Below are 13,426 nucleotides of genomic sequence, written 5' to 3' on the forward strand. Positions count from 1 at the left end.
GAGAAACATTGCCCGGATTGCTACCGACGCTACGCTGTTGAACCCCTAACGGGGCAAACAATTAGGCTACAACTCCTGTAAAACCGGGCTACAAATGAAAAATGATGAATAAAAAATGTAAAGTGTTGGAATGCGCCAGCCTACTTTTACATTTTTCATTCATCATTTTTTATTTATTATTCATATTTCACCCCAGTTTTTCCTTAAATAGCGCAATGGTGCGGCCCCAGGCGAGTTTGGCAGCGGCTTCGTTGTAGCGCGGCCCGGCGGTGTCGTTGTGAAAGGCGTGTTGCGCACCTTCGTAGACATACAACTGATACGGCACATTCGCTTTCTTCAGGGCTTCCTCGTAGGCAGGAATCCCCGCGTTTACCCGTTCATCCATCCCACCGTAATGCAGTTGAACCGTTGCTTTGATTTTCGGAACATCAGCAACGTCGGGCTGGCGACCGTAGAACGGAACGGCGGCTTTCAGATCGGGGTAATTAACCGCCAACTGGTTTGACATGGCGCCACCCCAGCAAAAACCGACGCAACCGAGTTTGCCGTTGCTGTCGGGGCGACTTTTCAGGTAATCCAGGCCTTTCAGGAAATTCTGCTTCGTTTTTTCCGCATCCAGCTTCCCAAACAACTCCCGCATCTGCGTTTCGTCGGTGGGCGTCCCTCCGGCGGCCGAGAGGGCGTCGGGGGCCATCGCCAGAAAACCGGCCAGCGCGAGTCGGCGGGTGACGTCCTCAATGTGCGGATTCAGACCCCGGTTTTCGTGAATGACGACCACCGAGCCGTATTTTCCATTCGCTTTCGGACGCGCCAGATAGCCTTTCATGGTGGTGTCAGAACCCGGATAGGTGACGCGTTCGGCCATGATCCGGTCATCCTGACCCGCAACGGTTTGCGCCTGGGCATAATTAACTTCCAGGGTTGATAAAACCGCCAGGGCTGCGGTCATGCCGCCGGTCAATTTGGCCAGTCGCGACAGAAAAACATCCCGCTTCAGCGGTACGTGAGTATACTCGTCAAATAAATTGATGATACGCTGATCCATGAGTCAAAGGTTTAGCAGGAAAGATACAAAATAGTTTACGGTATTCAGTTTACGGTTTACGGTGGCCAATCTATTGGGATGAACGCGTCAGCCACCGTAAACGGAAAACCGCAAACCGTAAACGCTTATTTCAAATCAAAACTGCTGCCTTCCTGAAAGAGTTTCTGGTACAGATCCTGATCGAACTGGTAGTAAAAGGCCCCTTTTCGGGAAGAAAGTTTGTCTTTTTCGTTCAGTCTCACCAGCCACTCCATCGAGTTGAGCCGCTTGCTGAAATTGCGGTGATCGAGCGGCTGGTTGTTAATCGCTTCGTAGAGACTGCGCAACTGGGGAATGGTAAATTTCTCTGGAAGCAATTCAAAGCCAATCGGTTGGGTGCGTGCCCGTCGCCGAAGCCGGGCCAGGGCTTTCTCCACCATGTCGTTGTGATCGAAAATTAAATCCGGTCGTTGGGAAACCGGAAACCACCTGGCATTGTGCGAATCGGCGAGGTCTTTGTTGTACTGGTCGGTGCGAATGAGGGCGTAGTAAGCAATCGAGAGCGTACGGGCCACCGGATCGCGCCGGACTTCGCCGTAGGCATACAGTTGTTCCATGTAAACGCCGGTCAAACCCGTCAGGGTTTCCAGAATCCGTTCGGCGCCTTCGTCGATGCTTTCGTCACTTTTCAAAAAACCGCCCATCAGCGACCAGTTGCCCTGCTCGGGTTCAAACCCCCGCTTGATCAGCAACAGTTGCAGTTCCTGCTGATCGAATCCAAAAATAATGCAGTCTAAAGCTACAAAATGCTTTTCGTGCTGGTCGTATACAATTTCCATTCGACGTACCCGCGGACTTTAGCCCGTGAAATCCTTACAATGATAGATCTTAACCTTACTATTAATGTAAACTATGATACTAAATGGTTGATAATTAGCCAAATAAGCGTCATAGGTACGGTATGTTTGCAGCAAAAATACCACCCAAATCCTTCCTGCCTTATGTACATAACCACCGCTAGTACTAAGGGCACGCGGGTCCTATCAATCAGACACTTTTTCTACAAACATTAATATCATGGTACGCGTAAATAGTAAGGGTTTCACGGATTTTAGTCCGTGGGTATGTAATATTAACGCAAACTGTGAGGTTATTGACCCCGGAGGGGTCCGATGTTAATAGCAAGTCGGTGTTTTAAGAACTCCAGGCGTGCCGGAGGCACGCAACTAAGCCTATATTGCGTACCGCTGGCACGCCTGGAGTTCTTAAAACACCGATTTGCTATTAACATTACGTGCCGCTGGCACTTAATCAACTGTTAGGTAAGGGCATCATCTCATAGTTCGCGTTAATATTAATAAAATACCGAAAATACCAAAAGTACCAGTCCGGTAATGACCGCAGCACCAACCAGAAACGATTTGGATACCTTGAACCAACCGGCTTCCACCGCGAAGGCTTTCGGCGAATCGTTGCCTTTCGATTCGAGCAGACTGATCACGACCTGAAGAGCGACACACGCCCAGAAAACCAGCCCCATCCGGTTCAGAAACGGAATGTCCGTCGCATTGAATTTCAGGTAAGCCGACAGCGGAATGCTCAGTAACGCAGCCGCCAGCGCCCCGTTGGAGGTGGCTTTTTTCCAGAAAAAACCGAGCAGAAATATCGCCAGAATGCCCGGCGAAATAAAACCGGTATACTCCTGAATGTATTCGAAACCTTGCCCGAAATTCTTCAAAAACGGACTGATTGCCAGAGCAATGAGGAATGAAACGACAATGGCAATCCGCCCCCGCCACACGGTTTGTTTTTCGGTCAGGCTGGTGTTGAAAAACTTACGGTGAATATCGAGCATGTAAATCGTCGCGATGCTGTTGGCTTTCCCGGCCAACGACGCGACAATGGCCGCCGTGAGTGCCGCAAACGCCAGCCCTTTCAGGCCCACCGGAAGGAGGTTGAGCAAAACCGGGTAGGAATTGTCCGGTTTCACAATACCGCCTTCGGTAATGCCCCGAACAATCGCCGGTTCGGCGTTTTCCTGAAACAGCACATAAGCGGCCAAACCGGGCAGCACCACAATCAAGGGCATCAGGATTTTGAGAAATGAGGCAAACAGCAGACCGTTGCGGGCGGTGTTGAGGTCGGCCCCTAAAGCGCGTTGCGTAATGTACTGATTACAACCAAAATAGTTAAAATTGACGATCCACTGGCCGCCGATGACAAACATCATCAAACCGGGCAGTTGGGTGTAGGCATCCGTAAAACCGCCCTTTCCGTCGTGAACCTGGTACTGCCCCTTGCTGAAAATCATGTGCATGTGGTGGTCCGCTTTTTCGCGAATCAGGCCCAGTCCCTCAAAAACACCCGCGCCGGTTCCGACCCGGTCAGACAGCAGATCGAGAGCCAGATAGGTGGTGGCCAAACCGCCGACAACCAGACAAACGACCTGAATCACATCCGTGTAGCCAATGACTTTCATACCGCCCAGCGTGATGAAAACCGCAAAAACCGTTAGAAAAACGGCGCAGGTCATAAACCCGAAACCGGTCATCTTTTCCAGACTCAAAGCCCCCAGGTAAATGATGGACGTCAGGTTGACGAGGATGTACAGCAGCAGCCAGAAAACTGCCATGATCGTTGCCAGCCGCCCATCGTAGCGTTTTTGCAGAAACTGCGGCATGGTGTAAATCTTGTTTTTAATGTACATCGGCAGAAAATACACCGCAATGATGATGAGCGAAAAACCGCCAACCAGTTCATACACCGAAATCGCCAGACCGAGTTGAAACGCCTGCCCGCTCATGCCAATGAACTGCTCCGCCGAGATGTTGGAAGCAATAATCGACGCGCCGATGGCCCACCACGTCAGGGAACCTTCGGCCAGAAAGAAATCTTTGGAGTCGGCAGTTTGCTTGCCTTTGTGGGTGTATACCCAGTAGCCGTACACCGCAACGATGACGAAGTAGATGAGAAAAATGAAATAGTCAACCGATTCGAGTCCGAGGGTCATGATTGCGGGAAGGTTTAGGGGTAAACCCAGACAGCGGTCGAAGACCCTTTCTGCGGTTGAATTGGAGCCATCAAAACCGCAGACAGGGTCTTCGACCGCTGTCTGGGTTACTGTCCGTAATACGCGTCTTTGCCGTGTTTCCGGAAATAGTGTTTGTCAATCAGGCTTTGCTTGATGCGGGGCGTGTCGGGGTTGATGGTCAGCGTGAGGTAGGCCATTTTGGCGAGTTCTTCCAGAACTGTCGCGTTGTAAACGGCTTTCGCCGGATTTTTCCCCCAGGCAAACGGCCCATGACAGGCCACCAGCACCATCTCGACTTCGCTGGCCGAGAGGTTTTGTTCCCGAAAAACGTTCAGGATCTGGTTGCCGGTTTCGTGTTCGTAATCACCCTGAATCATGGCATCGGACATCACCTCCGTCACCGGAATGGAAGCCACCAGATGGTCGGCGTGGGTGGTACCCAGATTCGGAATTTCGCGCATGGCCTGCGCCCAGGCGACGGCATAGGTGGAATGCGTGTGGCAAATTCCGCCGATGGTTTCGAAATGGCGATAGAGCAAGGTGTGCGTTTTGGTATCGGACGACGGCCGCATTTTTCCTTCCACCAACTGGTTGTCCAGATCCACAATGACGATGTCGTCGGGCGTCAGTTCGTCGTACGGAATACCGCTCGGTTTGATGCCCACCACGCCCGCTTGCCGGTCGATTCCGCTGACATTGCCGAAAGTGTAAATCGCCAGCTTCTGCCGGGGAATTTCCATATTGGCTTCGTAAACCGCTTCTTTCAGGGATTGATATAAGCTCATAAACGACTGGGTATTAACTTTTTTTCTCAATAAATCCGCCCAAACTCAAATACCGCTCGTAAAGCACATCATACACGGCGGCTCGTTCGAGACGGGGCGTATACACCGCATCGAAAGCGGAAGCCATCGCTTTTTGGGCTTCGGCGAAGGTCGGGTAAATACCAGCGGCCACAGCGGCACACACGGCGGCTCCCCGGGCGCAGCACTGGTCGGATTCGGCCACTTTAATCGGTACGTTCATGACGTCCGCCAGCGTTTGCATGACGAAGGCCGACTTCCGGGCCACCCCGCCAATGGCAATGACCTGCTGAATCGGGACGCCTTCTTCCACAAACCGTTCGGCAATCCGACGTGCGCCATACGCTGTGGCTTCGACCAGCGATTTGAAAACGTGGGCGGCACTACTGCCCAGATTCAGACCGGAAATAGCGCCTTTCAGCGTGTGATTGGCATCGGGCGTCCGACGGCCGTTCAGCCAGTCGAGGGAGACAATGTCGGTTTCCTGGACCGGTAGTTGACTGGCCTGTTCGGACAGATGGGGTAGCAAGGCGGCTTGCAGTGCCGGTATCGACCTCGCCTGACCCTGTTGCGTTAACAAGCTCGCAACGGGTTCCAGAATGAGCCTCGTAAACCAGGCGTAGAGGTCGCCAAACGCCGACTGCCCCGCTTCCATCCCGAGCATGCCCGGCACGATGGAGCCGTCAACCTGTCCGCAAATGCCGCGAATCAGCAAATGGCCGACGTCTTCGGAAGGCGCCATGAGCATGTCACAGGTGGAAGTTCCAATTACTTTTACCAGGGCGTAGGACTCAATATTGGCCCCAACCGCTCCCATGTGCGCATCAAAACCGCCAACACCAATGACAACCGTAGTCGGAACACCCAGCTTTTCGGCCCATTCCGCCGAAATCGTGCCCATCGGCTCGTCGGACGTGTAGGTGTGGCGAAAGAGATGGTCGCGCAGTCCCGCCAGCAGCGGATCGAGCATAGTTAGAAATTCTTCGGAGGGCAATCCTTCGAACTCTGCGTGCCAGAGGGCTTTATGACCAGCCGCCGTCCGGCTCCGTTTCAGCGTCAGTGGGTTGGAGTTGCCGGTCAAAACCGCCGAGATCCAGTCGCAGTGTTCGATCCAGGAAAAAGCCGCCGGTCGGATGGATTCATCGACCCGCAGCGTCCGCAGGATTTTGGACCAAAACCACTCGGAGGAATAGATTCCGCCTACGTATTTCGTAAAATCCGTATCCCAGCGGTGCGCCAACTGGTTGATTTCTTCCGCTTCCTGGTTGGCCGTGTGGTCTTTCCAGAGAATGAACATGCCGTTCGGATTGTCGGCAAACTGGGGAAGCAAGGCCAAAGGTGTCCCGTTTTCATCGACCGGGCCGGGCGTCGATCCCGTCGTATCGACCGAAATTCCCCGGATGTCGGCAATCACTTCCGGCGAAACCGCACGTAGCGCGCTCCGAACCGATTGCTCCAGTCCTTCCAGATAATCGAGCGGGTGTTGCCGGAACTGCGAACGGGCGGGGTCACAATAGGCACCGGTTTTCCAGCGAACGTATTCATGAACACCGGAAGCCAATTCGTCGCCGGTTTCGGCATTCACCAAAACCGCCCGCACCGAGTCCGTTCCAAAATCGACCCCAATAACGTATGGCATAATGAGTGATGAGTTATGAATAATGAGTTATGAATGATGAACGATGAATTGGCTGACGCGTTTGTTTCGCTTGCGTCAGCCAATTCATCGTTCATCATTCATAACTCATCATTCTTAATGCTTTAAGTGATAATATGCTTCATTCCAGCGCAGTTCCTGTTTGAAAGCGTGGATGCGGGTTTCTTCATTAATCAGTACGTATTCGACACCCGCGATTTCGGCGAAATCTTCCATGTATTCGGAAGAAATCGCTTTGCTGAAAACCGTGTGGTGCGCGCCCCCCGCCAGAATCCAGGCGGCTGCAGCTGTTTTCAAATTCGGTTTGGCGTCCCACAACACGCGGGCGACCGGCAGTTTAGGCAGCGGTTTTTCCGTTGAAACGACATCGACCTCATTGACGATCAGCCGAAACCGGTTTCCCATATCGACCACCGACGCGTTGATGGCTGCGCCGGGTGCCACATTGAACACCAGCCGAACCGGATCGGATTTGCCGCCAATCGACAGGGGGTGAATTTCGCAGGACGGTTTTCCATCGGCAATCGATTCATCGATTTCGAGCATGTGCGCGCCCAACACCCGCTGGCCGTTGGGCGACAGGTGGTAGGTGTAATCTTCCATGAACGAACTGCCACCCGGAAGCCCCGCTCCCATCACTTTGACGGCCCGGCCCAGTGCCGCCGTTTTCCAGTCGCCCTCGCCCCCGAAGCTGTAGCCATCGGCCATGAGCCGTTGTACGGCAATTCCGGGCAGTTGATTCAGGCCGTGCAGGTCTTCGAAAGTATCTGTGAATCCTTTGATTTGGTGATCGTCCAGAAAACCGCGTAAGCCAATTTCGATTTTGGCAGCATCGCGCAACGAATCGTGGCGTAACCCGGCTTTTTGTAGTTCGGCAACCAATTGGTACCGTTGTTCATATTCGCTTACTAATGTATTGATTTCCTGATCGGTTACCTGGTTGACATACGCTACCAGATCACCGATCCCGTAGCCGTAAACCGCATAGCCAAACTTGATCTGGGCTTCCACCTTATCCCCTTCCGTGACGGCCACTTCGCGCATGTTGTCGCCAAACCGGGCAAACCGGGCGCCCTGCAAATCGTGCCAACCGGCGGCCACCCGGGCCCAGACGTTGATACGTTCGTGCACTTCGGTGTCTTCCCAATGTCCGACAACCACCTTGCGTTCCAGGCGTAAGCGGGCGTTGATGAACCCGAACTCCCGGTCGCCGTGCGCCGACTGGTTGAGGTTCATGAAATCCATGTCGATAGTTTCCCAGGGAATGTCGCGGTTAAACTGGGTGTGGAGATGCAGCAGCGGTTTCCGCAAAATCTTTAGCCCGTTGATCCACATTTTGGCCGGCGAAAACGTGTGCATCCACGTCATTAAGCCAATGCAGTTGGGGGCGGTGTTGGCTTCCAGGCAGAGCTTGTAGATTTCATCCGGACCGGTCAGAACGGTTTTGAAAATAACCCTGACCGGAATGCCCGACGACTGGTTGAAGGCATCGACGATGGTCCGGGAATGTTCAGCGACCTGTTTGAGGGTGTCTTCACCGTATAAATGCTGGCTGCCGGTAACAAACCAGACTTCTAAATGGTCAAAAGAAATCATTGGCGAATGGGGTGTTGAGGTAGCCTTTCAACGATCGATCAGGCTTTGGTGGGCAAATATAAATAATAAATGTATTTTTTACGTTTATGGAAAGAGAAAATTTATACTGGGAATAATCCAGTGCCTGGAAGCGGTGTTTGGAGAAATCAAGGCGTTTTCATTTCGAAAAGGCATAAAAAAACAGGAATGCGACTCCTGTTTAATATTTGCAGTAAATGATCCGTCAGGCGGGTCGTTCCGAGCGCCCCCCACTCCCTTTTGAGCGGTTGGATGGCCCTTTCCGGGGGCCGGGCCGTTTTTTTCGTGGTGGGAAAGCCGCACTTTTCGCCGGATTGTATTCCAGCGTTTCACCCAGATGGGCGGGCAACGGGACCTTGGTTACCGGCACACCCAGTAAGCGTTCAATGGCCGCAAATTTCCGTTGTTCGGTTTCGCTGATAAACGTGTAGGCTATCCCGGTAGTTTCGGCGCGGGCTGTTCGACCAATCCGGTGAACGTAATCTTCGCCGTCGTGGGGAACGTCGTAGTTGATAACGAGGTCGATGTTGTCGATGTCAATCCCGCGCGACAGGATATCGGTTGCCACCAGAATTTTCAGTTTCCGGCTTCGGTAAGCCAGCAGAACCTGCTCCCGTTCATTCTGTTCGAGGTCGGAGTGAATCGCTTCGGCGGCAAAACCGGCCTGTTTCAGTTCGCGGGCCAGTTGCTTGACGTTTTCTTTTCGGGAACAGAAGATGAGCACCGACGGAAAATTGTGCTCTTTCAACAGATATTTAACCAGTGCAATTTTCTGTTTCTGGTATATCACAAAAGCTTCCTGTACAATCTTGGCCGGTGGTTTCGAGAGGGCCAGCGTAATCTCTTCCGGGTTGTGCAGAATTTTCCGCGCCAGTTCCCGAATCTTGGGCGGCATGGTAGCCGACAGCAACAAGCTCTGCCGTTTAGCGGGCAGGAAGGAGATGATTTTCACAATATCACCGTGAAAACCCATGTCCAACATACGGTCGGCTTCATCCAGAATCAGGTATTGCAACTGATCAATTTTAGCATACCCCATGTTCAGGTGACTGATCATGCGGCCCGGCGTGCAAATCACAATATCGGCACCACCCGCCAGGGCCTGCCGCTCCGTGCTATAGGAAGCTCCATCGCCCCCGCCATAGACAGCAATCGAGCTGACCGAGGTGAAATAGGAAAAGCCTTCCAGGTTCTGGGCAATCTGAATCGCCAGTTCGCGGGTGGGTACAATGACGAGGGCCTTAATCTGGTCATCAGGACCAGCCGTCGTTATTTTGTGAAGAATGGGAAGCAGGTAGGATGCGGTTTTGCCAGTGCCGGTTTGGGCCGAGACAATAAGATCTTTACCAGCCAATATGAGAGGGATAACTTGTTCCTGTACAAGTGTAGGCGTATCGTAATTCATGGCGTCGATACCTTCCATCAACCGATCATCGAAGCCAAAGTCTGAGAATTTCAAGCTAAAAAACTAATGGTTAAGTGTAGATTTTGGTCAATATAACACTATTTCAGACATTAAAGCAAATTCAATGCGGATGTCAGGTCCGATTTCACTCCGTCCGGTCCTTCTTCTTTTCCTCCGATTCGCTTACATTGCTGAACAAACCGTACATTCAGCTTCCCAATCCCATCGGGCCATTCGGTTGGCCTAGACCGTATGATTCGTCTCAAATGTTCCGTTTTTGCCGTCCTGCTGGCATTTTCATCCTGCCAACGTCCTGCTCAACAAGCGGTTACCCAGGCATCGGCTTATTACCCGGCTCCCGGTGATGCGTGGGAACGTCGAAAACCGGAGCAGGTGGGCCTGGATGCGGCTTTGCTGCAACAGGCCGTAACCTTTGCCCAACAGCAGGAAACGAAGCAAATGCCGCGCGATTTTTCGACGCAGGAAGAAATATTCGGCACCCTGTTGGGGCCCATTCCCTCGGATCGCGCCCAAACCAACGGTTTGATTCTCAAGCACGGGTATATTGTAGCGGAATGGGGCGAAACCGGACGGCCCGATCCAACCTACAGTGTAGCCAAAAGTGTGCTTTCCACGATTCTGGGCCTGACCATTGACCGGGGCCTGATCAAAGATGTTCATGATCCAGTGGCAAATTCCATTCAGGATGGCGGGTATGACTCCGAACAAAATCGCAAAGTGACCTGGGAACACCATCTTCGGCAAACCAGCGAGTGGGAAGGCGAGTTGTGGGGGAAGAAACACGATTTTGTCGGAACGGCAGCTTACGGACGCGGAGAGCGAAAACCGCGAACCTTGCAAGAACCCGGCACGTTCTACGAATACAACGACGTGCGCGTGAACCGGCTGGCGCTTTCACTACTGCAATTATGGAAAAAACCGTTGCCCAATGTCTTGAAAGACGAAATCATGGACCCGATTGGGGCATCGAACACTTGGCAGTATGTGGGCTATCCGAACGCGCGGGTGAAAGTAGACGGAAAAATGATGTCGTCGGTCAGCGGTGGAACGCGCTGGGGCGGTGGTCTCTGGATCAACACCCGCGACGAAGCCCGGCTGGGGTATCTGGTGTTGCGAAACGGTCGCTGGAATGATCGGCAACTGGTTTCGGCCAACTGGTTTAAGGAGTCGGTCAAAAAGGGGCCAACGGGTCAGGATTACGGCTATTTGTGGTGGCTCAATACCGAAAAGAAAGCCTGGCCCAATGCCCCGGTAACGAGTTTTGCCGCCATTGGGGCTGGCTCCAACATCATCTGGATTGACCCTGAACATGATCTGGTGATCGTCTGGCGGTGGCACAACGGCAACCCCGATGAATTGATCAAACGGGTTCTGGCGGCCGTAAAGTAAACTTCATTCATCCACACCTACTCAACAAGCAAATATGTCTAATCCAAAGCCTGAAGTCTGGCAACGTGGCCCCGTCGCCGGTATTCCCTCCCTGCTGCAACCCGTCGCCCACGCCTTGTTGCAGGCGCGGGAAGAAGTCGATGCGCTGATGAAAGATTTTCCGGGCCGCTATCTGTGGCAAAAACCAGCCGGTGTGGCGTCGGTCGGATTTCATTTACAGCACCTGACGGGTGTGCTGGACCGGCTCTTTACTTACGCCCGAAACGAGGGTTTGTCACCTGAACAGCGCGCGTGGCTGGCTGCGGAAGGCAAGTCGTTCGAGTCCGAAAATCCGGTTCTGGAGTTAATCAACCGGTTTAACAGCCAGGTCGATCAGGCACTTCAGCAACTGGCAGACACCGACGAACAGACGCTGACCGATTTCCGGGGCATTGGCCGGGCGCAACTTCCCTCCACGGTTCTGGGCCTGTTGTTTCATTCCGCCGAGCATACGCAACGGCACGTTGGGCAACTTTTTGTAACGGTTCGCGTGTTGCTTACCTATCCAAAACCGGATCATTAACGGACCTCTTTACCCCACTGACATGGCCTATACCATTCCCGATCAAACCCGCATCGGACACGTTCACCTGAAAGTTGCCAACCTGGAGCGCGCCCTGGGTTTTTACTGCGATCTGCTGGGCTTTACGCTCGTAACGACTTACGGAAAAGATGCAGCTTTTATTTCGGCCGGTGGCTATCACCACCACATCGGTTTAAACACCTGGTACAGCAAAGATGGCCCACCGGCCCCGGTTCGCAGCGCAGGACTGTTTCATACGGCCATCCTGTACCCGACCCGCCGGGATTTATCCGTTGCCCTTCGGCGTCTGGTCGAAGCCAGCTATGGCATCACCGGAGCCTCGGACCACGGCGTTTCAGAAGCCATTTACCTGAATGACCCCGACCAGAACGGCGTTGAATTATACTGGGATCGCCCGCGCGACGCGTGGCCCTTGAAACCCGACGGTTCGCTGGAAATGTATACCCGGCCGCTGGATCTGGAAGCGTTGCTGCGGGAGTCGTTATGATAACTAACCCCCAACCCCCTAATTGATTTAAACTAAATAACCGCCGGATTCATATTTTGGCTTATTAGCCCACTGCTTTAGCTGTGGGAAAAACGAAAAGTAACCCCTGCTTACAAAACCGTTTTAACGGTTTTGCCGGACCATGAAACCGTTAAAACGGTTTCATAATGACTCGGTTTTACTTCAATTTTCCCACGGCTAAAGCAGTGGGCTGGTAAATATTTACTTCAGCGGTTATTTAGTTTAAACCAATAAGGTTTTTTTACATCCGCTTTCTTAGCCACCTTTAGGGGGTTGGGGGTTATGTGTCTTTACTTCGCACGCACGTATTGGGGTGGCCACGGCGTTTCAGCCCCCAGCTTCTGGGCCGCATGGAGTGGAAAATAAGGGTCGCGCAGGAATTCACGGGCCAGCAACACCAGGTCGGCCTGACCGCTCTCCACAATCTCATTGGCCTGTTCGGGCGTGGTGATTAAGCCTACTGCCCCCGTCAAAACTCCGCTTTCTTTTTTGACTTTCCCGGCAAAGGGAACCTGATAGCCGGGACCCAGCGGAATTTTGGCACCCGCCACATTGCCCCCCGTCGAGCAGTCGATCAGGTCAACGCCTTTGTCTTTCAAAACCGTCGACAACGCCACTGAATCGTCGGGTGTCCAGCCGCCTTCGGTCCAGTCGGTAGCCGAAATCCGGACAAACAAGGGGTAGTCTTCCGGCCAAACCGTCTGCACCCGTTCGATCAGTTCGAGCAAAAACCGGATGCGGTTTTCGAACGAACCACCGTAGTGATCCGTCCGGTGGTTGCTGAGGGGCGACAGAAATTCGTGTACCAGATAGCCGTGGGCGGCATGAAGCTCGATGACTTTGAAACCAGCCTCCAGCGCCCGGCGGCTTGCGGCCACAAAATCGGCGATTATTTTCTCAATGGCTTCGATCGTCAGTTCCAGCGGAACCGGCTCGGCCTGAATGAACGGAATCGGGCTGGGCGCAACGGTTTGCCAGCCCCGTTCGGAATCCGGAGCAATGAACTTGCCGCCATCCCAGGGCCGGTTGTGGCTCGCTTTTCGTCCGGCATGCGCCAGTTGCATGGCCGGAACAGCACCGTGGGCTTCGATGAAAGCCGCAATGCGTTTCAGATTGACCAGGTGCTCGTCTTTCCAGATACCCAGATCGTCGGGCGAAATCCGGCCTTCCGGCGAAACCGCCGTAGCTTCCGTCATCACCAAACCCGCCCCACCCACGGCCCGGCTGCCCAGGTGAACGAGGTGCCAGTCGTTGGCAAAACCGTCTTCACTGGAATATTGACACATGGCCGAAACCGCAATCCGGTTTTTCAATTGAATACTACGGATGGTTAACGGACTGAATAAGTTTGGCATGATGCTTTATGATTGTATGCTTTTTTAACCAACACA

11 protein-coding genes are annotated in these 13,426 nt (G+C 53.1%); 3 read left to right on the forward strand and 8 right to left on the reverse strand.

Features of this window, described 5'->3' with window-relative positions; all coding sequences use genetic code 11:
* Nucleotides 1-187 precede the first annotated feature (187 nt).
* The 7 genes from ACO064_RS01145 to ACO064_RS01175 all read right to left on the reverse strand — a co-directional run bounded on the left by ACO064_RS01145 (nt 188) and on the right by ACO064_RS01175 (nt 9,588).
* Entirely contained in the window at nt 188-1,045 is an 858-nt protein-coding gene (locus ACO064_RS01145; RefSeq protein ID WP_421825590.1) for a dienelactone hydrolase family protein, read from the reverse strand.
* 125 nt (nt 1,046-1,170) lie between these two features.
* Nucleotides 1,171-1,863 carry an NUDIX hydrolase gene (locus ACO064_RS01150; RefSeq protein ID WP_421825591.1) on the reverse strand — a complete coding sequence of 231 codons (693 nt, stop codon included), beginning with the start codon at nt 1,861-1,863 and terminating at the stop codon, nt 1,171-1,173.
* 515 nt (nt 1,864-2,378) lie between these two features.
* A complete protein-coding gene (locus tag ACO064_RS01155) occupies nt 2,379-4,034 on the reverse strand; it encodes a sodium/sugar symporter (RefSeq protein WP_421825592.1) in 1,656 nt (551 codons plus the stop codon).
* 107 nt (nt 4,035-4,141) lie between these two features.
* Nucleotides 4,142-4,840, reverse strand: a complete 699-nt coding sequence (locus ACO064_RS01160; RefSeq protein WP_421825593.1) for an L-ribulose-5-phosphate 4-epimerase — start codon at nt 4,838-4,840, stop codon at nt 4,142-4,144.
* Nucleotides 4,841-4,853: 13 nt separating this feature from the next.
* A complete protein-coding gene (locus tag ACO064_RS01165; RefSeq protein WP_421825594.1) occupies nt 4,854-6,497 on the reverse strand; it encodes a ribulokinase in 1,644 nt (547 codons plus the stop codon).
* Between the two features lie 114 nt (nt 6,498-6,611).
* Nucleotides 6,612-8,111 carry an L-arabinose isomerase gene (gene araA / locus ACO064_RS01170; protein WP_421825595.1) on the reverse strand — a complete coding sequence of 500 codons (1,500 nt, stop codon included), beginning with the start codon at nt 8,109-8,111 and terminating at the stop codon, nt 6,612-6,614.
* Between the two features lie 223 nt (nt 8,112-8,334).
* Nucleotides 8,335-9,588: a DEAD/DEAH box helicase gene (locus ACO064_RS01175; RefSeq protein WP_421825596.1), complete on the reverse strand. Its 1,254-nt coding sequence runs from the start codon at nt 9,586-9,588 to the stop codon at nt 8,335-8,337.
* A 198-nt stretch (nt 9,589-9,786) separates the two neighbouring features.
* Here ACO064_RS01175 and ACO064_RS01180 point away from each other — a divergent pair, with 198 nt between their 5' ends.
* From ACO064_RS01180 to ACO064_RS01190, 3 genes are read left to right on the forward strand one after another with little or no spacing between them, the layout of a single operon-like run.
* Nucleotides 9,787-10,944 (forward strand): serine hydrolase domain-containing protein, encoded by a 1,158-nt coding sequence (locus ACO064_RS01180; RefSeq protein ID WP_421825597.1) that lies wholly within the window; start codon nt 9,787-9,789, stop codon nt 10,942-10,944.
* Nucleotides 10,945-10,978: 34 nt separating this feature from the next.
* Entirely contained in the window at nt 10,979-11,506 is a 528-nt protein-coding gene (locus ACO064_RS01185; RefSeq protein WP_421825598.1) for a DinB family protein, read from the forward strand.
* A 22-nt stretch (nt 11,507-11,528) separates the two neighbouring features.
* Nucleotides 11,529-12,014: a VOC family protein gene (locus ACO064_RS01190; protein ID WP_421825599.1), complete on the forward strand. Its 486-nt coding sequence runs from the start codon at nt 11,529-11,531 to the stop codon at nt 12,012-12,014.
* 311 nt (nt 12,015-12,325) lie between these two features.
* On the opposite strand, the gene ACO064_RS01195 is transcribed toward ACO064_RS01190, so the two are convergent.
* Nucleotides 12,326-13,390, reverse strand: coding sequence for an NADH:flavin oxidoreductase/NADH oxidase (locus ACO064_RS01195; RefSeq protein WP_421825600.1), 1,065 nt, complete (start codon nt 13,388-13,390; stop codon nt 12,326-12,328).
* Nucleotides 13,391-13,426 lie beyond the last annotated feature (36 nt).

The organism is Larkinella sp., from assembly GCF_965227735.1.
In the GTDB taxonomy this organism is placed as follows: domain Bacteria; phylum Bacteroidota; class Bacteroidia; order Cytophagales; family Spirosomataceae; genus Larkinella.